We start from the raw sequence: 21,632 nt of genomic DNA on the forward strand, positions 1-21,632 counted from the left end.
CGACGTTTTCCGGACAGCTTTGGAGGGCTGTCATGAGCAGGGGCAACGGGGTCTTTTCCCCACAAGAACGTCGGATCGGCTTGATCGCACTGCTGGCCGCCGCGGCGGTCGCGGCGGGCGGCATGGCGGTCCAGCCGCTGATCAAGCCGTCGCTGGGGCCGGGCGGCACGGACGCCTATCTGTCTGCGCCCACGCCGGGCGTGCTGGACGCCACGCCGTTCAGCGGTTGATCCTCGACTGATGGGGCCTCAGCCCCGTTCCTTCATCAGACGCGCCTTGTCGCGCTGCCAGTCGCGATCGGCGCTGGCCTGGCGCTTGTCGTGCAGCTTCTTGCCCTTGGCGAGCGCGATCTCGATCTTCGCCTTGCCCGCTTCGTTCAGGTACAGCCGGACCGGGATGATGGTCTGGCCGTCGCGCTGGACCGCGCCGATGAACCTGTCGATCTGCTTGCGATGCAGCAACAGCTTCCGGTGCCGCCGCGGCTCGTGATTGAAGCGGTTGGCCTGCCTGTACGGCGGGATGTCGGCGTTCACGAGCACGATCTCCCTCCCCTCCACCGCCGCATAGGATTCGGCGATATTGGCCCGGCCGTCGCGCAGCGCCTTGATCTCGGTTCCGAGCAGGGCGATGCCCGCCTCGGTATAGTCCTCGAGGAAGTAATCGAACTTGGCGCGCCGGTTCTCGGCCAGCACCTTAATCTTCGGTTTGTCGGAGGCCATCCCTGTTCCTATGCCAGCCCGGCGTCGGCCATCGCGCGGTCGATCGCGGGCTTTACGGCGTCGGCGGTCGGGACGAGCGGAAGACGGACTTCCTCGCCACAGAAGTGCAGACGCGACAGGGCGTATTTGGTGGGTGACGGCGAATTGTCCAGGAACAGGCCCTTGTGCAGGCCGATCAGACGGGTCTGCCACTGGCGCGCCGTGGCGTAATCGCCCGCCTGCGCCGCCTCGTAAAGGGCGACCATGCCCTCCGGCGCGACGTTGGACGTGACCGAGATCACCCCGACCCCGCCCTGGGCATGATACCCCAGACAGCTGGCGTCATCGCCCGAGATCAAATCGAACTGGCCGTCGATATTGGCGCGCATCCAACTGACGCGCGACATGTCGCCGGTGGCGTCCTTGATGCCGACGATGTTCGGATGCGCGGCCAGTCGGGCGACCGTTTCGTTGGACAGGTCCGCGCCAGTGCGGCCCGGGACGTTGTACAGGATGATCGGCAGCTGCACCGCCTCGGCGATCGCCTCGAAATGCGCGGCCAGCCCGGCTTGCGAGGGTCGGTTGTAGTAGGGCGTGACGACCAGGGCGCCGTCGGCGCCCACGGTCTTGGCGTGACGGACCAGCTCAATCGCCTTGTCGGTCGAGGACGAGCCTGACCCGGCGATGACCCGGACGCGTCCGGCGGCGGCCTGAACACACAGTTCCACGACGCGCAGGTGCTCTTCCGGGTGCAGCGAAGCACTCTCGCCCGTCGTGCCCATCGGCACGACGCCGTGAACTCCTGCGGCGATCTGGCGTTCGAGCAACCTTGTGAAGGCGGCTTCGTCCACCTTTCCGTCACGAAGTGGTGTGATCAGGGCGGTGATCACGCCCTTGAACAAGGGGGCGGTCATTGAAACGATGGTCCTGCGTGGAATTGGGCGAGGTTCGCTCGGAAGCGAAGCGCCGGAGGGTAGGTTGCCGGTTCACGGACCGCAACCACGACGAATGAGGAATGGACACGGAATGATCGGAACCAGCCTCGCGGCCGCCCTGGCCCTGCTTGCCCCCGCGCCCGAGAGCCTGCTGCCGCAGGAAGTGCCCTACTCCGCCTCGGCCCCCGTCAGTCCGGTCAGCAACCAGCCGCGCACCCTGAGCGACCAGGACACCGTCCTCTTCCGTCAGGGGCTCGCCGCGGCGCGCGCCCGCGATGTGTCCGGCGCGCGCGCCGCCATGGCCGGCATCAGCGATCCCGCCGCGCGCAAGCTGGTGGAATGGGCGCTGCTGGACACCTCCGCCGAGTCCCTGTCGTGGGGCGATCTTTCGGACGCCCAAAGCCGTTTCGCCGGCTGGCCGCGCGCCGACAGCCGCCGTCAGGCGACCGAGAAGGCGCTGGACCGCGCCTACGCCGGACCCGACGCCGCCATCGCCCTGTTCGGGCGCGAGGCGCCGACGACGGTGCAGGGCGCCATCACCCTGGCCGATGCGCTGGACCAGCGCGGTCGTGGCGACGAGGCGCGCCGTCTCATCAGGGATTGGTGGCGGACCCGCTCGTTCGACGCCGACCAGCAGTCGCGCATCCTGACCCGGTGGGGCTCGACCCTGACCCAGGACGACCACGACGCCCGGCTGAACGTCCTGATTCTGGGACCGCACGGCCCGGCGACCCGCGCCATGATTTCTTTGGCTTCGCCCGACCGACAGGCCGTCGCCAACGCCGTGATCGCGCTGCGCACCGCCTACAGCCCTGACGCCGTCGTCGCCGGCCTGTCGCCGTCGCAAGCGGTCGATCCCGCTGTGGTGCTGGAGCGTGTCCGCCTTCTGCGATCGCAGAACCGTCAGTCGGAAGCCTTTCCGATCCTGCGCTACCTGCCAGCCGCGCCGGCGTCGACCGACGCCCAGAACACCCTGTGGAGCGAGCGCCGGAACTATTTCCTCGACGCGCTGCAGGCCCGCAACTGGCAGGCCGCCTATGACGCCTTCAACGGCCACGGCTTCCCCGGCGGCGACCGCAAGGTGGACGCCGAATTCTTCGCCGGCTGGGTCGCCCTGACCAAGCTGAACGATCCGGCCCGGGCGACGCAGCATTTCGAGACCCTGCGCCAGACCTCGACCACGCCGATCACCCAGGGTCGCGCCCTCTATTGGCTGGGTCGCTCGGCCGAGGCCCAGGGCAATGTCCCGGCGGCCGTGAACTACTATCAGGCCGGATCGCGCCACTATCAGACCTTCTATGGTCAGCTGGCGGCGGAGAAGGCCGGACAGACGTCGATCACCCTGCCCGCGGATCCGACCCCGTCGGACACCGACCGCGCGGCCTTCGAGGGCAACGAGGTCGTTCGCGCCTGGCGCATCCTGGGCGAGACCGGCGAGACGAGCCTGTTCCGGGTCTTCGCCTACCAGCTGGACGATGACGTCCCGACGGTCGAGCAGCTGGCGCTGATGATGGACACGTCACGGGGGTACGGCGAGGGCTTCACCGCCATGATGATCGGCCGCGCCGCCAGCCAGCGCGGCTATCTGATGCCCGAGCGACAGTATCCGATCCGCATCCCGCCCGTCGTTCCGGGCGCAGCGCCGCAGGAGTTCACCCAGGCGATCACGCGCCAGGAATCCAGCTTCGACCCCCGCGCCCGCTCGCATGCAAACGCCCGCGGCATGATGCAATTCCTGCCCGCCACCGGTCGTGGCGTCGCCCGTCAGCTTGGGCTGCCGTTCTCGGAAGAGCGGCTCTACGACGCCGATTTCAACATGACCCTGGGCAGCTTCCACTTGGGCGATCTGATGAGCAATTTCGGCGGGTCGATGCTGCTGACGACGGTGGCCTACAACGCGGGTCCCGCCCGTCCGCCGCAGTGGATCGCGCGCTGTGGCGATCCGCGCGGGGGCACGGTCGATCCGATCGACTTCATCGAGTGCGCCCCCTTCACCGAGACGCGCAACTACATGATGCGGGTCATGGAAAACATGTCGATCTACAAGGCGCGTCTGAACGGCGGCACGGCGCCCCTGACCCTGACGCAGGACATCCGTCGCGGCGTGCCGCGCGGGGCCCAGCCCTATGCGACGGTGTCCGGGGAAGAGCCGCTGCGGACGCCGGACGCCGAACCCGGCGAGTAGCGCAGGCTGGACAGCAGGGGGCCGTCCGGCCCCTCTATCCACCGTGCGTTCAGGGTGAACACCCGGCTCAGGGTCTCCGACGTCAACGCGGCCAGCGGCGTGTCGTCGGCGACGACCGCGCCCTGATGCAGCACGATGACGCGGTCCGCGTAGCGGGCGGCCAGGGTCAGGTCATGCAGGCTGACCAGCACAGCCTGCCCGGCGCAGGCGCGCATCCTGAGCTGTTCCAGCACCAGCAGTTGGGCGTCCGGGTCCAGACCGGCCACGGGTTCGTCCGCCAGCAGGGCGGTCGCACCGGCCGCCAGCGCACGCGCCAGCAGCACCCGCGCCCGTTCGCCGCCGGACATCTCCGCCACGCCCCGATCCGCCAGATGGCCGGCCTCCACCTCGTCCAGAGCCGCGCGCGCGGCGGCCAAGGCGTCACGGCCGGACAGGAAGGGCGCGCCCAGGGCCGCGATCTCGAGGGCGGGCAGGTTCCAGGCGATCCGGCCGTCCTGGGGCAGATAGGCGACCCGCGTGGCCCGGTCCCGCGCCGACAACGCTGCGATGGTGTCTCCGCCCAGTCGGGCCGCGCCGGCCGTCAAGGGCAGCAATCCGGCCAGCGCCCGGATGACGCTGGACTTGCCCGCGCCGTTGGGGCCGACCACGGCGACCAGTTCTCCCGTCGTGATGGACAGGTCGACCGCCTTCAGCACCTCGCGGCCGCCCAGACGCGCGGTCGCCTTGAGAAGCTCCAGCGCGCTCACAGCCGCCACTCCCGCGCCGCACGCCAGGCGATCAGGGCAAACAGGGGCGCGCCGATCAGGGCGGTGAACACCCCCAGCTTCAGCTCCTGATCCGTCGGCGTGATCCGCGCCAGCAGGTCCGCGCCGACCAGCATCAGTCCACCCGCCAGCGCCGCCGGCGCCAGAATTTTCGCCGGATCCGCCCGCACCGCCGTCCGCACCAGATGGGGCGCGGCCAGTCCGACGAAGCCGATCACGCCGGACACGGCCACCGCGGCCCCTGTCGCCAGCGCCGCCGCCGCCAAGGCCAGCAGACGCAGTCGCGCCATCGGCAGACCCGAGGTTCGCGCCGTCTCCTCGCCGAGGCTGAGCATCTTCAGGCCCGGCGAGGCCAGAACCGATAGGCCCGCCGACAGGACGACCGCCGGGGTGATCCAAAGCACGTCGGTCCAGCTGCGGTTCTGGACCGAACCCAGCAGCCAGCTCATGACCTCGGCCTGGGCGATGGGCGACGGCGACAGGTTGAAGATCAGGGCGGTCGCGGCGCCCGCGAAACTGGACACCGCAACGCCGAACAGGATCAGGGCCTCCGGGGCGCGCACCCGCGCCGAGAACAGGATCAGCAGGCCGCCCGCCAGACCTGCGCCCGCCAGAGCGGAAACCTCCACCGCCCCCGGGACGGCGGCCGCGCCCAGCACGATGGCGCTCGCCGCGCCCAGCGCCGCGACGGCGGACACGCCCAGCACGCCCGGATCGGCGAGCGGGTTGCGCAGCAGGCCCTGCATCACCGCGCCCGCCAGCCCCAGCGCAGCGCCGACCATCAGGGCGGTCAGGGCGCGGGGCGCGCGCACGGCCCACAGCACCTCGCCGGGACCGGACGACGGATCGCGGAAGGCTTCGCCGATCTGCGCCGCCGTCAATGGGCTCTCACCCAGAGCGACGGCCAGCACCCCGGCGACGGCGAGGGCCCCCAGCAGCCACAGGACCAGCCGCGTCACCGATCGCCCTCACTCAGCAGGACGGCGGCGTCGGCGGCGAACCATGCGGGGCAGGTCAGGGCCGCGGCGGGCAGTGTCGCGGCCACCCGGCCCTCGGCGGCGTGGCGTACGACCGGATGCCGCCCCGGCCCGCGCCAGTCGCCCCGGGCCTGATCGAAGAAGCCGAGAACGAAGCGCAGCGGCGGGAACAGGGCGATCCGTTCGACGCTGACCGGGTTAAAGTAGGGCTTGTCGGCGGCGTTGCGGAAGCCGGCGGCGCTCAGGATGGCGTCGATCAGGGTCTCCCGGCCCGCGGTGAAGCCGCCTGCGGTGAGGTAGAGGGCCGTGGGCCGTTCCGATGTCTTCGGCGCGACCCGGGCCAGCCGCGCGTCCATCTGATGGATCAGGTCCTCGCCCCGCGCCTCGGCATCCAGGGCTTTCGCCACCGAACGAATATTGGCGCGTATGCCGTTGAAATCGGTGGCGTCGGCGATCAGCGCCGTCGGCGTGCCCCGGCCCTCCAGTCGCGCCAGCAGTCGGGGCTCGCCGCCCCAGTACCGGACAACCACATCGGGCCGGAAGGTCACCGCAGCTTCCAGCGTCGGACGGACTCGCGCCCTGCCCTTCGCGGCCGCGCGGAGCCAGGCGTCGGGATCATCGGCGCGCGGTGACAGCGCCAACTCGGCGTCCGGCCTCAGGGCCAGCACATACTGGTCGGCGCACTGGTCCAGCGACATGACCCTTAGCGGGCGCGCCTCCACGGCGCCGGCGCTCCCGATCAACAGCCCCCCGGCGGCGACGGCCGCCAGCCGCTTCAAGGCTTGAGCAGGCCGATGAAAAGCCCCTCCAGCATCGTCTTCGCCAGATGGTCGTGATCGACCCAGTCGAAATAGGGCTTGGCGATGATCAGCGAGATGACCCCGTGTCCCCCCGCCCAGAAGGCCTGCGCCGTCGTCCTCGCGTCGCCGCGCAGCCGCCCGGCCTGTTCCAGTTCCCCGATCACCTTTTCGAAGATGGCGAACAGTTCGCCGCCCATCTCGCGCGCCGCCGACTGGGCGCCTTCGCGCAGTTCCGCCGGGCGGGTCATATAGACCAGACGGTAGGCATTGGGGTTGGCGAAGCCGAAATCGATATAGGCGCGCATCATCTTGCGCATCCGGTCCTCGGGCGAGCCGGCTTCGGCGATGGCGGCGCGGTTGGCGGCCAGCAGGGATTCAAACGCCTGCCGGCAGATCTCCTGCAGGATTTCGCCCTTCTCGGAGAAATGCATGTAGAGCGCGGTCGAGGACAGGCCGACCTCGTCCGCGATCTTGCGAATCGTCGCCCCTTCGTAGCCGTGCTCGACGAAGATGCGCTCCGCGGCGGCGAGGATTTCGGCGCGGCGTTCGTGGCCCTCGCCCTTGGGCTTGCGGGCGGACTTGGCGCTGGCAGGGGTGTCGGTCACGCAGGGCTCCGATGGTCTGCGCCCTGAATAGCGGGTTTCCCGGGCAACCGCCAAGCGGTTGCCACCGACCGCGACCTTGCGCTAACTATGGCGTGTGGATAGGGGGAGATACAGCGAAAAAGGGAATCCGCCGGTCGGGACCCCGACCGCGCCCCTTCCGTGCGCCCATAGCGCCGCCCGTCGGAATCCGTCCCTGAGCCAGTGGGCGCTGCTCACGCTCGCGGTCGCCGGTCTTGTCTGGATCGCCGGTCACGTTTCGCCTGCCCTGTTCGCGCGGTCCGCCATGGTCGCCGGGTTCGGCTTCCTGTTCGTGGCCGGCTGGCGCTGCCTGCTGGTGGTGGCGAGCCTCGGGGCGCCGCGGGTGACGCCCGCTCCCGACCTCTGGCCGCGCTATACCATCCTCGCGGCGCTGCACGACGAGGCCGAGGTGGTGGAGCAACTGATCGGGCGGCTGGCGCGGATCGACTATCCGGCGGATCGGCTGCAGGGGCTGCTGGTGCTCGAGGCGCATGACGCTGCGACCTTGGCCGCCGCCCGGGCCGCCGTTCGGCCCGACTGGCTGGAGATCCTTGTGGCGCCCCCGGGGGAGCCCGGCACCAAGCCGCGCGCGCTGAACTGCGCCCTGCCCCACGCGACCGGCGACCTGCTGACGGTCTACGACGCCGAGGACGCCCCCGATCCGGGCCAGTTGCAGGAGGCGGCGGCACGGTTCGTGGCCGATGTGGACGGGCGGCTGGCCTGTCTGCAGGCCCCGTTGAGGATCCGGGCCGCTGCGGGCTCGACCTCGCCCTTCATCGACCGTCAGTTCGCGGCCGAATACGCGGGCCTGTTCGAGGCCACCCTGCCCGGGATGGCGCGACTGGGCCTGCCCTTCCCACTGGGCGGCACCAGCAACCATTTCCGCGTCGATGTGCTGCGCGCCGTCGGCGGCTGGGACTCCTGGAATGTCACCGAGGACGCCGACCTCGGCTTTCGGCTGTGGCGTGCGGGCTGGCGGACCGGCGTCATCACCCGCCCGACATGGGAAACGCCGCCGGGTCGGCTGTACGACTGGCTGCCGCAGCGCACCCGCTGGCTGAAGGGATACATGCAGACCTGGGGCGTGCACACGCGCGACCTGCTCGCCCTCGGCCCGCGAGGGCTGTTCGCGATGATCATGACGCTGGGCGTCGCCCTGTCGTCGGCGGCGCTGTACGGCCCGACCCTGTCGTGGGTCGTCGCCTCCCTGCTGGTCGCGGCCACCGCGGGGCTGGCTCCGGAGGCTTCGCCTCTGGCGATCAGCGTGCTGGGGCTGGGCGCGACGACCGCATGGCTGTCGTGCAAGTTCGGCGCGGTGCGCGCGGGCATCCCTTACGGGGCGTGGGACATGATCCGCGCCCCGCTCTACTGGTGCCTGCTGAGCCTCGCGTTCAGCCACGCCTTCTGGCGCCTGCTGGCCGAGCCCTTCGCCTGGGACAAGACCCGTCACCGGCGTGAGATTGACGCCGCGCTGGACGAGGCGGGGGCGGACCGCCTATCAGCGGCCCATGTCTCCGCGCCTGAACCCGTCGCCTGAAACGCTCTTCACCCGAGGTTGGGAAGACTATGCCCTGCTCGACAGCGGTCATGGCCGCAAGCTGGAGCGCTACGGCCGTTTCACCGTCGTCCGCCCCGAACCCCAGTGCTTCTGGGCGCCGCGCGATCCCGCCGCCTTCGACAAGGCCGACGCCGTCTTCGACCCGCAGGCGCAGGACGATGATGACGACGGCCGCTGGCGCTTTTCCGGCAAGGCGGTCGACACCTTCCCGCTGGCCTGGCGCGACGTTCGCTTTACCGGTCGTTTCACCCCCTTCCGCCACCTCGCCTTCTTCCCGGAGCAGGCGGCGAACTGGGAATGGCTCGACGCGCGGGTGCGGACGCTCTCGCGCTCAAGTCGCCCGAAGGACGGTAGCGCCACGAAGGCTGCGCCCAAGGTGCTCAATCTGTTCGGCTACACCGGCGTCGCCAGCCTGGCCTGTTCGGCGGCGGGCGCCGAGGTGACCCACGTCGACGCTTCCAAGAAGTCGGTCGCCTATGCCCGCGAGAACGCCGAGCAGTCCGGCCTGGCCGACCGTCCGATCCGCTGGATCGTCGAGGACTGCCGCAAATACGTGGCGCGTGAGGTCCGGCGGGGCGTGAAATACGACGGCATCATCCTGGACCCGCCCAAATACGGGCGCGGGCCGACCGGCGAGGTCTGGCGCCTGTTCGAGGACCTGCCCGGCCTGCTGAAGGACTGCGCGGCCCTGCTGTCGGACGACGCCTCCTTCCTGCTGCTCAACGCCTATGCGGCGCGCATCTCGGGCCTGTCGCTGTCGCATATGATGGCGGAGGCGACCGCGGATCGGGGCGGCGTGATCGACTGGGGCGAACTGGCCCTGGCCGAGCATGGGCCCGACGGGCGCGCGATCGGCCTGAGCTTCTTCGCCCGATGGAGCGGCCAATGAGCACCCATCCGTCCGACCGCCTGATCACCTCCCTGACCAATGACACGGTCAAGAACGTCCGCGCCCTCAACATGCGCAAGGAGCGCGAGAGCACGGGCCGCTTCCTGGCCGAGGGGCTGAAATTCATCGGCGAAGCGCTGGACCAGGGCCGCACGCCCGAGCTGCTGCTGGTCGGCATGGAGGCGCGGGAGCATCCCCTGCTGGACCGGGCCAAGGCCGAAACCCGCGCCGCCGGCGGCGAGGTGGTCACCGTCACCCACCCGATCCTCGAGAAGATCAGCCGCCGGGACAATCCGCAGACCGTGCTGGGCGTCTTCGAGCAGGTCTACACCCCCCTGTCGGCGATCAATCCGAAGAGCGCGCCCTGCTGGGTGGCGCTGGAGCAGGTGCGCGATCCGGGCAATCTGGGCACCATCATCCGCACCGCCGACGCGGCGGGCTGTGGCGGGGTGATCCTGATCGACGACTGCGTGGACCCCTATTCGACGGAGGCCGTGCGGGCGACCATGGGCTCGGTCTTCGCCGTCGCCATCGCCAGGGCGACCTCGGCCGAGTTCCTCGCCTGGCGGCAATCCTGGCCGGGCAGCGTGATCGGCACCCGGCTGGACGCCACCCACGGCTATCGCGACGCCGCGCTCCAGCATCCGGCCCTGATCCTGATGGGCAATGAGCAGGCGGGGCTGACCGACACCCTCGCCGCCGCCTGCGACGTCAACGTCAAGATCCCCATGCGCGGCCGGGCCGACAGCCTGAACCTGGCCATCGCCACGGGCGTCATGGTCTATGCGGTGACCGACGCGGCCTGAGAGGGCCTCCGCCAGCATGACGGGAGTTTCACTTGCCCGGACGACGCGGACGGCGGAGCTTCGCCGTCATGCGCATCCTGCTGATCCTCGCCGCCCTCCTCCCCTTCGCCGGCCCGGTACGGGCGCAGACGCCCGAGCTGCCGCCCGAGGCCTACCGCGAGGACGCGCAGTCAATCGAGGGGCTGATCAACGCCAACTACGCCTATCTGGACCGCTTCCCGGGCGGCGTCATGCCGATGAGCGAGGCGATGCGGGCCGAGGCGGCGGCGGTGCACGACCGCGCCTCCCTGCTGCTCTATGCCGAGCACGCCCTGACGGCGCTGGCGGACCCTCATGCGATCACCGGCAGTTCGTTCCGCGACAGCTGGGCCGTGACGCCCAGCTATTCGGACCTGTGGGTCGAGCGGCAGGGCGAGGTCTGGCGCATCACCGCCGTGCGTCAGGGCTCCCCCGCCGAGGCCGCCGGCGTGCGCGCGGGGCAGACGCTCGAGGCGGTCGGCGATGGGACGACGGCGGAGGCCGTGCGCGCCTTCTGGGCCGGGCTCGGGCTGGAGCCCGGCGGCGACCGGGACGGCTATGCGGCGCGCGTGCTGGCGGCGGGGCGACGCGACCGCGAGCGGGACCTGACGATCTCCGGGCGGCGGCTGCGCCTGCCCAACCTCTATGCGACCTCCAGCGACCGCCCGCCCGTGACGGTCAGCGCGGACGGGCCGACGCGGGTCATCCGCTTCAACGACTCGCTGGGGAACAGCGCCGCCATCGCGGCCTTTGACACGGCCATGGCCGGGGCGCGCCCGGGGCAGCCGATCCGCATCGACCTGACCGACACGGCCAGCGGGGGCAACACCTCCGTCGCCCGGGCGATCATGGGCTGGTTCGTCAGCGAGGCCCGGCCCTACCAGATCCACAACCTGCCCGCCGAGGAACGGGAGACGGGCGTGCCGCGCCAGTGGGTCGAACAGGTCCTGCCGCGTCCGGGCAAACACCACGACGGGGCGGTCACGGTGAAGGTCGGACGCTGGACCGGCAGCATGGGCGAAGGGCTGGCCATCGGGATGGACGCCCTGGGCGCTCTGGTCATCGGGGACCGGATGGCGGGCCTGCTGGGCGCCGTCTACGACCTGCGGCTGGAGCACTCCGGGCTGGTGATCAAGCTCCCGGCGGAGCGGCTGTACGCCGTCGACGGGACGCCGAGAGAGGCGTTCGTGGCCGGCCGCTAGAAGCTGCGGCCGTCCACGCGCTGGGCGGTCCAGCTGAAGGGTTCGATGTCCGTCAGTGTACGGATGTTCACCGCCACCATGGGGCCTTTCGGGCTTTCGCCGCGGGCGAAGGTCTGGACGCCGCATTTCTGGCAGAAGCGGTGATGGATCTTGTGGCTGTTGAACAGATACGCCGTCTGCGGCCCCTCCTTCAGCACCCGGAAGGCGGCGGGCTGGACGAAGCCGAGCACCAGACCCTTGCGGTAGCAGTGCGAGCAGTTGCACTCGACCAGACCCTCAAGATCGGTGTCCACCTCATAGGCCACCGCGCCGCAGTGGCAGGAGCCCTGATGGGTCTGAACCTCGGTCATCGCGTCACTCCGGAAGATTGTATTCGAGATCGTAGCGGTGCTCGACGCCGACGATCGTCAGGTGGAAGACGCCGGTCAGGCCGGTCAACTGGTCCGTGCCCGAGCCCGGGACGACGGTGATGAGCAGTTCCTGCGCGCCCCTGTCCATCAGGCCGCGGTGGATCAGGGCGAAGGTCCCGGTGCGGCCGTCCAGGGTTCCGCGCACCCGTTCCAGGGCGGCATAGGCGCCCGACTGCTCCGGGCCCATGGTGGCCAGCATCTCGCCTTCGCCGGCGCCCGACAGGCCGCCGTGGAAGGTCTTGGTCAGGGTCATGCGGCCGGGGACATCGGGCGCCGTCCCTTCGGCGGGCTGGACCGGGCTGATGGTGACGTCGAACGTCCCGGTGGCGTGGCGGGTCATGGGCGCTTCCTGAACGGCGGCGGCGAGGACGGGGCCGAGCATCACGCATCCTCCAGATAACTGACGCCGGACACCGACTTCAGGGCGCCGCGCAGGGCGCCGTCGAGGCGGTAGCGGCCGGGCAGCCGCATCTCGACCTCGCGGCGGCCGTCCAGCGAGGCGACGAGGAAGACCTCGCCCCCCTTCCCGCCCTCGGCGGCGGCGCGCTCAAGGCGGCTGCGCAGGGCGGCCGGGTCGGCGCCGCGGGCCGAGACGTGGACGCGCAGGCCCATGCGGCCGTCGTCGATCAGGGTGTCCAGCCGGCTGGCGTCATCGCCGAAGAAGCGGACCTCGCCATCCGCGCTCTTGGCCCGGATCTTCACCAGAACCGAGGCGCCGTTCTCCAGCACGTCCCGGCATTTGCGCAGCTGCTCGGGCGGGAACAGGGCCTCGAACTCGCCGGTCGGATCCGAGAAGGTCACGAAGGCGAACTTCTCGCCCGTCTTGGCGCTGGCCCGTTCCTGGCGGCGGCGCACCACGCCGGCCATCATGAAGGCCTCGTGGCCGCTCTCGGCCAGGGCCGTCGCCTCGGCGACAAAGGTCACGCGCTTGCGCTTCAGGGCCGGGGCCATGTCCTCGAGCGGGTGGCCCGACAGGTAGAAGCCGACGGCGGCCAGTTCCTGATCCAGCTTCTCCGGCCCGACCCAGGGCTCGACCGGTTGCAGGCGCGGACGGCCCGCCGCCACCTGATCGCCGCCGAACAGCGACACCTGCGACGAGGCGCGCTCGGCGGCCACGCTCTGGCAGTAGGCGATCAGCTTGTCGGCCTGTTCGACCAGCTGGCGGCGGTTGGTGTGGAAGCTGTCGAAGGCCCCGGCGCGGCCGAGGTTCTCCAGCGCGCGCTTGTTGACGAATTTGGGATCGACCCGCTCGAGGAAGTCGAAGATGTCGGTGAACCGCCCGCCGGTTTCGCGCACCTCGACCAGATGCTTCATGGCCTCCAGGCCGACGTTGCGGATGGCGCCCAGGGCGTACAGGACCGAGCCGCGCTGGCCGTCCTTGGTCTCTTCCCAAGCCACGTCGAAATCGGCGGAGGAGCGGTTCACGTCCGGCGCCTTGACCGGCACGTCGAAGCGTCGGCAATCCTGATAGAAAACAGCCAGTTTGTCGGTGTTGCTCAGGTCGAGCGACATGGAGGCGGCCATGAATTCGACCGGATGGTTGGCCTTCAGCCAGCCCGTCTGGAACGAGATCAGCGCATAGGCCGCGGCGTGCGACTTGTTGAAACCATAGCCGGCGAACTTGGCCACCAGATCGAAGATGCCGCCCGACTGCTGCTCGGAGACGCCCCTCTCCGACGCGCCCTTGATGAAGCGGGCGCGCTGGAAATCCATCTCCTCCTTCTTCTTCTTGCCCATGGCGCGGCGCAGCAAATCCGCTTCCCCGAGCGAGTAGCCGGCCAGGATCTGGGCGATCTTCATCACCTGTTCCTGGTAGATGATGACGCCGTAGGTCTCGGACAGGGTCTCCTTCAGGGTGTCGTGGAGATAGTCGACCTCGGCCCGGCCGAACTTCCGGTCGATATAGGTGTCGATCATCTCCATCGGGCCCGGCCGATAGAGGGAGATCAGGGCGGTGATCTCCTCGATGGAGCCGCAGCGCATCTTGCGCAGGGTGTCGCGCATGCCCTGGGATTCCAGCTGGAACACCCCGACCGTCTGGCCCGAGGCCATCAGCTCATAGGTGGGGGCGTCATCCAGCGGCAGCTGGTTCCAGACGGGCGCCGCGCCGCGCCGGGCCAGGTAGCCGTGGGCGCGGTCCAGCACCGTCAGGGTCTTGAGGCCCAGGAAGTCGAACTTCACCAGACCTGCCGGCTCGACCCATTTCATGTTGAACTGGGTGGCCGGAATGTCCGAGCGCGGATCCTGATACAGGGGCACCAGTTCGGTCAGCGGCCGGTCGCCGATGACGATGCCGGCGGCGTGGGTCGAGGCGTTGCGGTACAGCCCCTCCAACTCCAGCGCCGTATCCAGCAGGGTGCGGACCGAGGCCTCGCTGTCGCGGGCCTCCCGCAGGCGCGGCTCCAGATCGATGGCCTGGGCCAGGGTGACCGGGTTGGCGGGGTTGGCGGGCACCATCTTGGCCAGACGGTCGACCTGACCCAGCGGCATCTGCAGCACCCGGCCGACGTCGCGCAGCACGGCGCGGGCCTGAAGCGTGCCGAAGGTGATGATCTGGGCGACCCGGTCCTTGCCGTAGTGCTGCTGGACGTAGGTGATGACCTCCTCGCGCCGCTCCTGACAGAAGTCGATGTCGAAGTCGGGCATGGAGACGCGTTCCGGGTTCAGGAAGCGCTCGAACAGCAGGCCGAACCGCAGGGGGTCCAGATCGGTGATGGTCAGGGCCCAGGCGACCAGCGACCCGGCGCCGGAGCCCCGGCCCGGTCCCACCGGAATGTCGTGGTTCTTGGCCCATTTGATGAAGTCGGCCACGATCAGGAAGTAGCCGGGGAAGCCCATCTGGATGATGATCCCCACCTCCCACTCCAGGCGGGCCCAGTATTCTTCTTCCGGGAAGGCCGGGACGACCTCGGTCAGGCGGACCTTCAGCCCCTCGCGCGCCTGATGCGCCAGTTCGTCGGGCTCGGACCGGCCGGCGCCGGTGTCGAAGCGCGGCAGGATCGGCGCGCGGGTGGTGACCAGGAAGGCGCAGCGGCGGGCGATGTCGAGGGTGGTGTCGCAGGCCTCGGGCAGGTCGGCGAACAGCTCGCGCATGGCGGCGGCGGTCTTGAACCAGTGCTCGCCCGTGATGCGGCGGCGGTCTTCCTGACCGGTGAAGGCGCCGTCGGCGATGCAAAGCAGGGCGTCGTGCGACTTGGCCTGCGAGGCCTTGGCGTAGTGGACGTCGTTGGTGGCGACCAGCGGTACGTCGTTCTCATAGGCCCAGGCGACCAGCCCGCGCTCGCCCTGCGTCTCGGTCGGCAGGCCGTGGCGCTGCAGTTCGACGTACATCCGGTCGCCGAAGGTGGCGAACATCTCGTTCAGGGCGGCGTCGCCGTCGCGCACCTTGCCCTGGACATAGAGGGGATCGACCGGGCCGTCCGGGCCGCCGGTCAGCAGCAGCAGGCCGTCGGAGTGTTCGACCACCCTGTTCCACGGCACGCCCGGTTCGTCGGTCGGGGCGATGTCGAGATAGGCCGCGGACGACAGCTTGCACAGGTTCAGCCAGCCGGTCTCGTTCTGGACGATCAGGACCACGGTCGGCACCTTGGCCCAGCGCTCGGACGCCTGCCCCCCGATGCCGGTCACCGGCAGGGCGCAGGCGACGATCGGCTGGACGCCCGCCTCCTTGGCGGCCTGGCTGAACTCGAGCGCGCCGAACAGGTTGGCGCGGTCGGCCACGGCCACGGCCGGCATGCCCGCATCCGCCGCCATCTTCGGAACCTTGCCCGCCTTGATCGCGCCTTCCAGCAGCGAATAGGCCGAGCGAACCCGCAGATGGACAAAGCCCTGACTGTTCAACGCCTCGCTCACAGGGTCTTCGCTCCGCTTTTCAGACAGGTCGCCATGGTGAACCGAGTCTCACATCCGGACCGCCGGAAACACCGGAAAGCGACGGGGAGGCCCGCCCGGCGGGGATGGTCTGTGGATGGGCGCCGATCCGGGCGCGTGGCCAATTGTGCACCCGGAAAAAACGGCGTGCACATCGTGCACAAATTGGCTGCAAGTCGTTGAAAAGGCAGGGGCCGAGAAGAGTGCACAGTGCACTTTTACGGCCTGCCGGGCGCCCTTTCGCGGCTCGACCTCAGGCGGCGGGCAACAAGAGCGCGGCCTGCCAGACCATGACCACGAACCCGGCGCACGCCGCCAGTGACAGAGATTCCCGAACCCAACGCGCCATGAGACTGCTCCCGGATGTATGTTCCGGTTCTGTTCTATGTTCCCGATGCGTTCCCGTCAAGGGCGCCGCACCCCGTTCTGCGAAACAGGATGCCTGACCCGCCTCGCATCCCTGTATGCTGTCCCCTTCGACGCCCCCGGTGTTCCGCCCCTTCGGCGGCAGGCGTCGCAGGAGCGCGGTCATGGCCAAGGGTCAAGCACGCAGCAACAAGGAAGTCCGCAAACCCAAGGCCGAGAAGCCCAAGCCGCCGATCTCGGTCGGCAGCTCGCCGTTCACCCAGCCGCCGGGGAAGAAATAGGAACAGGCAGCAGGACTCAGGCAGCAGGCAGCAGGATCAAGACCGGCGCTGCGAAGGCCGGCTGTCAGGCTGCTGCCTGCTGCCTCGCTTCTAATACGTCTGCGCTTCCGCCGGCCGTTCTTCCAGATGGCCGTCCTTGATGGCGAAGACGCGGTCCATGTGGCCGGCCAGCTCCATGTTGTGGGTGGCGATCAGGGCGGCGACGCCGGTCTGTTTGACCACGTCGTGCAGGGCTTCGAACACCGTCTGGCTGGTGGCCGGGTCGAGGTTGCCGGTCGGCTCGTCCGCCAGCAGCAGGCGCGGACGGTTGGCCAGGGCGCGGGCCACGGCGACGCGCTGACGCTCGCCGCCCGACAGCTGGGCCGGATGGTGGGTCAGGCGGTCGGCCAGGCCCAGCGATGACAGAAGCTCCTCGGCGCGGGCGCGGGCAACGGCCTGTTTGTGACCGGCGATGCGCAGCGGCAGGGCCACGTTATCGCGCGCGTCGAACTCGGGCAGCAGATGGTGGAACTGATAGACGAAGCCGATCCGGTTCAGACGGATGCGGGTGCGGTCGTGGTCGTTCAGGTCGGCCACGGCCTGGCCGTCGATGCGGACCTCGCCCGCCGTCGGGTGCTCCAGCAGGCCGGCGGCGTGCAGCAGGCTGGACTTGCCCGAGCCCGAGGGCCCGATCAGGCCGACGATCTCGCCCGGCATGATGTCCAGATCCACGTCGCGCAGAACGGTCAGCCCGCCGGTCGCGGTGTCATAGGTGCGGGTCAGACCCCGCACGGAAAGCACGGGGGCGGAACGGTCGGGGGCCACGGTCTTACTCATAACGAAGCGCCTCGACGGGATCGAGCCGGGCGGCCTGCCAGGACGGGATCAGGCCCGCCACGCAGCTCATGAAGAAGGACCAGACCGTGACCCAGAAGACGTCGGTCGGATCGACCAGGGCGGGCACGGCGTCCAGCATGTAGACGTCGGCGTTGAACAGCTGGGTCTGGAAGACGAACTCCAGGAAATGCTGGATGGCGGCGATGTTCAGGCAGAACAGCAGGCCCAGCAGCAGGCCGGTCAGGGTGCCGGCGACGCCGATCATGGCGCCGGCCAGGAAGAAGATGCGCAGCATCGACGACTGGCTGGCTCCCACGGTGCGCAGGATGGCGATGTCGCGGGTCTTGTTCTTCACCAGCATGACGATGCCGGAGATGATGTTCAGGGCCGCGATGGCGACGACGAGACCGAGGATGATGCTCATGGCCACCCGCTCGACCTTCAGCGCGCCCCAGAAGGCGGCCAGACGGTCGCGCCAGTCGCTGACCAGGGCGGTCGGGCCGGCGGCGCGCTGGACCGGCATGCGCAGGGCCTCGACGCGGTCGGGCTGATCGACCTTGAGCTCGATCACGTCCCAGACGGACTCCTTGCCGTAGAAGAGCTGGGCCTGCTCCAGCGGCATGAAGATGAAGGCCTGATCGAAGTCCGAGGTGCCGGAGGTGAACAGGCCGCCGACGCGGTAGGTCTTCTCCAGCCCGCCCAGATTGCCGAAGGCGCTCGAGGCGCCGGTAGGCGAATACAGGCTGATTGGGTCGCCGACGCGCAGGCCGAGACCCTCCGCCAGCGCCTTGCCGATCAGGATGTTGTCGCCGCCATAGCCGCCCTGGCCGAAGGTGCGCTTCGCCTCGTCCGACAGGCTGTCATAGACATATTCCATCGAATGCAGATCGGCCGGGGCCACGCCGCGAATGATGGCGCCTGTGGTCGCCCCGCCCGCGCGGACGATGCTCTGGTCATTGGTCATCGGGGTGACGAAGACCACGCCGGGCACGGTCTTGAGCCGGGCCACGGCCGCGTCGCGATCGGGCTGTTTCAGCAGTTCGCCGGTCACATACATATGGCCGTTGAAGGACAGCATCCGGTCCAGCAGGGTCGCGCGGAACCCGGCCATGATGCTCATGACCGTGATCAACGCCATCACCGCCAGGGCGATCGCGACATAGGAGATGATGGCGATCAGGGCGATGCCGCCCTCCTTGCGCCGGGCGCGGAGGTAGCGAACGGCCAGCCCCAGCTCCCAGGCGGAGAAGGGGCCGGCGGGCTTCGTCGGCTTCACGGCCGGCGCGGCGTCAGTCATCCGAGGAGCCTCGTGATCGCTTCGTCGAGCGGCAGGGTGTGTTTCTCGCCGGTGGCGCGGCGCTTTAGCTCGACCACGCCGTCCGCCAAACCCTTGGGCCCGATGGTCAGCTGCCACGGGATGCCGATCAGGTCGGCGGTGGCGAACTTGCCGCCCGGACGCTCGTCGGTGTCGTCATAGAGCACGTCCTTGCCGGCGGCCTCGAGACGGTGAACCGCCTCCTCGCAGGCGGTGGAGACCGCCTCGTCATTGGCGCGCAGGTTGATGACGACCACGTCGAAGGGCGCGACGGAGTCGGGCCAGATGATGCCGCTGTCGTCGTGGCTGGCCTCGATGATGGCGCCCAGCAGGCGCGACACGCCGACGCCGTAACTGCCCATGTGGACCTCGGTGTCCTTGCCGTCGGGTCCGGCGACCTTCGCCTTCATCGGCGCCGAGTATTTGGTGCCGAAATAGAAGATGTGGCCGACCTCGATGCCGCGCGCCGACAGGCGGTCGCCCTCGGCGGTCTGTTCCTCGAAGCGGGCGGCGTCGTGCATTTCCTCGGTGGCGGCGTAGAGGGCCGTGCGCTCGTCGAACACGGCCTGGACGGCGGCGGCGTCGAAGTCATGCCCGGGCGCGGCCATCTCGACCAGCTTGCGGTCGCAGAAGACCTCGCTCTCGCCGGTCTCGGCCAGGACGATGAACTCGTGGCTCAGGTCGCCGCCGATGGGCCCGGTGTCGGCGCGCATCGGCACGGCCTTCAGACCCAGGCGCGCGAAGGTGTTCAGATAGGCGACGAACATGCGGTTGTAGGCGACCCGCGCGGAGGCCTCGTCGATGTCGAACGAATAGGCGTCCTTCATCAGGAACTCGCGGCCGCGCATCACGCCGAAGCGCGGACGACGCTCGTCGCGGAACTTCCACTGGATGTGGAAGAGGTTCAGCGGCAGCGCCTTGTAGCTCTTCACGAAGCCCCGGAAGATGTCGGTGATCATCTCCTCATTGGTGGGGCCGTACAGAAGCTCGCGCTCGTGCCGGTCGGTGATGCGCAGCATCTCCGGGCCGTAGGCGTCGTACCGCCCCGACTCGCGCCACAGGTCCGCCAGCTGGAGGGTCGGCATCAGCAGCTCGACGGCCCCTGCCCGCTCCTGCTCCTCGCGCACGATCTGTTCGATCTTGCGCAGCACCCGCAGGCCCAGCGGCAGCCAGGCGTAGATGCCCGCCGCTTCCTGTTTGATCAGGCCGGCGCGCAGCATCAGCTGGTGGGAAACGATCTGGGCGTCCGAAGGCGCCTCTTTCAGCGTGGGCAGGAAGTAGCGCGACAGGCGCATGGGGAGAATCCGGGAGTTAAGCTTGGACAGGAGCTTTAGCCGGGACGGAGGGGCGAAAGCTAGGCGGTCGTGGCGGGTGATGGGTGATTGGTGATTTGCGGACGCGTGTGCAGTGGCGCGGTCAGCGCCCCCCTTCCGCAGCAGGAGCAGCAATCACCAATCACCAGTCACCAATCACCAATCACCCCTACGGATGCGGCAGACCGATGCCGTACCGGGCCGACAGATAGGGGATGATCGCCTCGTCCTGCAGGAAGCGGCGGCCGGTGGCGGCGCTGGTCGCGGCGTCCGGCCAGTCGAAGGTCCCGTCCAGCACCAGCAGCGGGCAGCCCTGATGATCCTCTCCGACCTCGGCGATGACCGGCGGACGGGGCCGCGGGTGGTCCAGGTAGGTGATCAGAAGCTGCTCGCGCAGCGCCGGATAGAAGGACAGCACCCCCTCCACGACCGCGCCCGCCGGACAGTACCAAGGGCCGCCGGCGTCGTCGTGCCAGCCGGGGTTCAGCAGATAGAGGCGGTCGGTCATGATCGGGGCTTACATCGGCAGCCCGCCTTAGCCTAGCCTGCTGGAATGAAGCTCTATTACATCGGACCCGTTGTTCCCGCCGGGATAGACGCCGCCGGGGAAAAGGCGCGCCTGACAGAGGTTGTGGAGCCGATCGCGAGGCTGATCCACGGCTATCTCCAACGGGATAGCTACGCGGGACTGGTCGGTCTTCGCCATGAGAACGAGATCGGGGAAGCGCCTTCCGTGCCCGTCAGCAAGGTGGGCGAATGGCGCCTTCGTCACTTTGAGACCGAGGCGGAGGTGTTCGCCGCCCTGATGAACATGGGCGATCCGTTTGTCCCGACGGACTTTTTCACCATCCGCTCGATGATCAGCTGCCGGTCGGTGATGTACGGCTACGACGCCCAAGCCTTCTTGTGTTTGCGGACGGAGGACGAAGCGCCGGCCTCGCCGGATCCGTCACGGATCCTCGTGGAGGAGCGGCCGGACCTGTTGCTGCAGACCGACTATCTGGACGGCGCGGAGGCCGCCCTGGACGATGACGGCGCGTGGGCGGGGTCGCCCTAGACCGGCGGCGCCAGGTTCGGCAGGGGCATCCAGCCGATGAAGATCAGGCCCATGATGAAGACCCAGACGATGGCCGAGACCCAGGTGGTGGTGATGAATTTCTTCTTCAGCTGCGGGTTCTCGGGCGCGCCCCACTGACCGCCGTCGGTCGGCCGGGTCTGGCCCTGCTGGTTCATGCCCAGCGGCAGGACTGCGAACAGCACCGTCCACCAGCAGACGATGTAGATGGCGACCATGGTGAAGATACCGATGGGCATCAGTGCGCTCCGCTCTCGGAATGGGCTTTCGGGGTTTCCATCAGCTCGACCAGCACGCCGCCCATGTCTTTCGGATGGAGGAAGAGGATCGGCGTGCCGTGGGCGCCGATGCGCGGTTCGCCCGTACCGAGGATCGTCGCCCCCTTCGCCCGCAGGGCGTCGCGGGCGGCCAAGATGTCCTCGACCTCGAAACAGACGTGATGCTGACCGCCCTTGGGGTTCTTGGCCAGAAAGCCGTGGATCGGGCTGTCGTCGCCCAGCGGCTCGATCAGTTCGATCTGGGCATTGGGCAGGTCGATGAAACAGACCCGCACCCCCTGGGCCGGCAGGTCGAACGGTTCATGCGCCTTCGTGGCGCCGAGCAGGTCGCGGTACATCGCGACACTGGCCGCGATGGAGGGGGTGGCGACACCGACGTGGTTCAGTCTTCCGATCATGGGGCTGCTTTAGCGGGTGTCGCGGGCCGGGAGAAGGCGTGGCGGGTGTCGCAGG

The 21,632-nt window shown here is 69.2% G+C and carries 23 protein-coding genes; 8 read left to right on the forward strand and 15 right to left on the reverse strand.

The features are described from left to right. Nucleotides 1-80 precede the first annotated feature (80 nt). Nucleotides 81-230: a hypothetical protein gene (locus ACW174_RS14365; RefSeq protein ID WP_492015111.1), complete on the forward strand. Its 150-nt coding sequence runs from the start codon at nt 81-83 to the stop codon at nt 228-230. Between the two features lie 18 nt (nt 231-248). On the opposite strand, the gene smpB is transcribed toward ACW174_RS14365, so the two are convergent. Both smpB and dapA read right to left on the reverse strand, forming a co-directional pair. Next, a complete protein-coding gene (gene smpB / locus ACW174_RS14370; protein ID WP_492015112.1) occupies nt 249-719 on the reverse strand; it encodes an SsrA-binding protein SmpB in 471 nt (156 codons plus the stop codon). Nucleotides 720-727: 8 nt separating this feature from the next. Beyond that, nucleotides 728-1,612, reverse strand: a complete 885-nt coding sequence (gene dapA / locus ACW174_RS14375; RefSeq protein WP_492015113.1) for a 4-hydroxy-tetrahydrodipicolinate synthase — start codon at nt 1,610-1,612, stop codon at nt 728-730. Between the two features lie 112 nt (nt 1,613-1,724). Between dapA and ACW174_RS14380 the strand changes: the two genes are divergently transcribed. Further along, entirely contained in the window at nt 1,725-3,818 is a 2,094-nt protein-coding gene (locus ACW174_RS14380; protein ID WP_492015114.1) for a lytic transglycosylase domain-containing protein, read from the forward strand. On the opposite strand, the gene ACW174_RS14385 is transcribed toward ACW174_RS14380, so the two are convergent. Genes ACW174_RS14385 through ACW174_RS14400 form a run of 4 tightly spaced genes read right to left on the reverse strand, consistent with a single transcriptional unit; the run spans nt 3,758 to nt 6,964 of the window. Further along, nucleotides 3,758-4,564, reverse strand: a complete 807-nt coding sequence (locus ACW174_RS14385) for an ABC transporter ATP-binding protein (protein ID WP_492015115.1) — start codon at nt 4,562-4,564, stop codon at nt 3,758-3,760. The genes ACW174_RS14380 and ACW174_RS14385 overlap by 61 nt on opposite strands. Beyond that, a complete protein-coding gene (locus ACW174_RS14390; protein ID WP_492015116.1) occupies nt 4,561-5,541 on the reverse strand; it encodes a FecCD family ABC transporter permease in 981 nt (326 codons plus the stop codon). Before ACW174_RS14390 ends, ACW174_RS14385 begins: the two co-directional genes overlap by 4 nt. Beyond that, nucleotides 5,538-6,338, reverse strand: a complete 801-nt coding sequence (locus ACW174_RS14395) for an ABC transporter substrate-binding protein (protein WP_492015117.1) — start codon at nt 6,336-6,338, stop codon at nt 5,538-5,540. Before ACW174_RS14395 ends, ACW174_RS14390 begins: the two co-directional genes overlap by 4 nt. Continuing rightward, nucleotides 6,335-6,964 (reverse strand): TetR/AcrR family transcriptional regulator, encoded by a 630-nt coding sequence (locus ACW174_RS14400; RefSeq protein WP_492015118.1) that lies wholly within the window; start codon nt 6,962-6,964, stop codon nt 6,335-6,337. Before ACW174_RS14400 ends, ACW174_RS14395 begins: the two co-directional genes overlap by 4 nt. A gap of 283 nt (nt 6,965-7,247) precedes the next feature. Between ACW174_RS14400 and ACW174_RS14405 the strand changes: the two genes are divergently transcribed. The 4 genes from ACW174_RS14405 (at nt 7,248) to ACW174_RS14420 (ending at nt 11,455) form a co-directional block, all read left to right on the forward strand. Beyond that, a complete protein-coding gene (locus tag ACW174_RS14405) occupies nt 7,248-8,519 on the forward strand; it encodes a glycosyltransferase family 2 protein (protein ID WP_492015119.1) in 1,272 nt (423 codons plus the stop codon). Further along, nucleotides 8,491-9,429 (forward strand): class I SAM-dependent rRNA methyltransferase, encoded by a 939-nt coding sequence (locus ACW174_RS14410; RefSeq protein WP_492015120.1) that lies wholly within the window; start codon nt 8,491-8,493, stop codon nt 9,427-9,429. Before ACW174_RS14405 ends, ACW174_RS14410 begins: the two co-directional genes overlap by 29 nt. Continuing rightward, nucleotides 9,426-10,235 (forward strand): TrmH family RNA methyltransferase, encoded by an 810-nt coding sequence (locus ACW174_RS14415; RefSeq protein WP_492015121.1) that lies wholly within the window; start codon nt 9,426-9,428, stop codon nt 10,233-10,235. The genes ACW174_RS14410 and ACW174_RS14415 overlap by 4 nt, the downstream gene beginning before the upstream one ends. Before the next feature lie 68 nt (nt 10,236-10,303). Continuing rightward, nucleotides 10,304-11,455 carry a S41 family peptidase gene (locus ACW174_RS14420; RefSeq protein WP_492015122.1) on the forward strand — a complete coding sequence of 384 codons (1,152 nt, stop codon included), beginning with the start codon at nt 10,304-10,306 and terminating at the stop codon, nt 11,453-11,455. On the opposite strand, the gene ACW174_RS14425 is transcribed toward ACW174_RS14420, so the two are convergent. Genes ACW174_RS14425 through dnaE form a run of 3 tightly spaced genes read right to left on the reverse strand, consistent with a single transcriptional unit; the run spans nt 11,452 to nt 15,717 of the window. Then, entirely contained in the window at nt 11,452-11,805 is a 354-nt protein-coding gene (locus ACW174_RS14425) for a GFA family protein (protein WP_492015123.1), read from the reverse strand. The genes ACW174_RS14420 and ACW174_RS14425 overlap by 4 nt on opposite strands. A 4-nt stretch (nt 11,806-11,809) precedes the next feature. Further along, a complete protein-coding gene (locus tag ACW174_RS14430) occupies nt 11,810-12,247 on the reverse strand; it encodes a DUF3224 domain-containing protein (protein WP_492015124.1) in 438 nt (145 codons plus the stop codon). Continuing rightward, on the reverse strand, nt 12,247-15,717 hold the full coding sequence (dnaE, locus tag ACW174_RS14435; protein ID WP_492015125.1) for a DNA polymerase III subunit alpha: 3,471 nt from the start codon (nt 15,715-15,717) through the stop codon (nt 12,247-12,249). Before dnaE ends, ACW174_RS14430 begins: the two co-directional genes overlap by 1 nt. A 548-nt stretch (nt 15,718-16,265) precedes the next feature. Between dnaE and ACW174_RS14440 the strand changes: the two genes are divergently transcribed. Further along, the gene (locus ACW174_RS14440; protein ID WP_291837049.1) at nt 16,266-16,382 is read left to right on the forward strand and encodes a hypothetical protein; all 117 of its coding nucleotides are present in this window, start codon (nt 16,266-16,268) and stop codon (nt 16,380-16,382) included. Between the two features lie 90 nt (nt 16,383-16,472). Here the strand turns inward: ACW174_RS14440 and ACW174_RS14445 are convergent, their stop codons facing one another. The 4 genes from ACW174_RS14445 to ACW174_RS14460 all read right to left on the reverse strand — a co-directional run bounded on the left by ACW174_RS14445 (nt 16,473) and on the right by ACW174_RS14460 (nt 20,334). Beyond that, nucleotides 16,473-17,198, reverse strand: a complete 726-nt coding sequence (locus tag ACW174_RS14445) for an ABC transporter ATP-binding protein (protein WP_492015126.1) — start codon at nt 17,196-17,198, stop codon at nt 16,473-16,475. Next, a complete protein-coding gene (locus tag ACW174_RS14450) occupies nt 17,191-18,495 on the reverse strand; it encodes a lipoprotein-releasing ABC transporter permease subunit (protein WP_492015127.1) in 1,305 nt (434 codons plus the stop codon). Before ACW174_RS14450 ends, ACW174_RS14445 begins: the two co-directional genes overlap by 8 nt. Continuing rightward, entirely contained in the window at nt 18,492-19,808 is a 1,317-nt protein-coding gene (gene proS / locus ACW174_RS14455; protein WP_492015128.1) for a proline--tRNA ligase, read from the reverse strand. The genes ACW174_RS14450 and proS overlap by 4 nt, the downstream gene beginning before the upstream one ends. 187 nt (nt 19,809-19,995) lie before the next feature. Continuing rightward, a complete protein-coding gene (locus ACW174_RS14460; protein ID WP_492015129.1) occupies nt 19,996-20,334 on the reverse strand; it encodes a DUF3088 family protein in 339 nt (112 codons plus the stop codon). A gap of 45 nt (nt 20,335-20,379) precedes the next feature. On the opposite strand from ACW174_RS14460, the gene ACW174_RS14465 reads away from it, so the two are divergent. Continuing rightward, complete coding sequence (locus ACW174_RS14465; RefSeq protein ID WP_492015130.1) at nt 20,380-20,883, forward strand: hypothetical protein; 504 nt, start codon at nt 20,380-20,382, stop codon at nt 20,881-20,883. Here ACW174_RS14465 and ACW174_RS14470 read toward each other — a convergent pair. Beyond that, nucleotides 20,880-21,140 (reverse strand): DUF1467 family protein, encoded by a 261-nt coding sequence (locus tag ACW174_RS14470; RefSeq protein ID WP_492015131.1) that lies wholly within the window; start codon nt 21,138-21,140, stop codon nt 20,880-20,882. The two genes, ACW174_RS14465 and ACW174_RS14470, sit on opposite strands and share 4 nt — an antisense overlap. Next, nucleotides 21,140-21,577, reverse strand: a complete 438-nt coding sequence (gene mce / locus ACW174_RS14475) for a methylmalonyl-CoA epimerase (protein WP_492015132.1) — start codon at nt 21,575-21,577, stop codon at nt 21,140-21,142. The genes ACW174_RS14470 and mce overlap by 1 nt, the downstream gene beginning before the upstream one ends. Nucleotides 21,578-21,632 lie beyond the last annotated feature (55 nt).

It is taken from the genome of Brevundimonas sp. AVps31, from assembly GCF_058681355.1.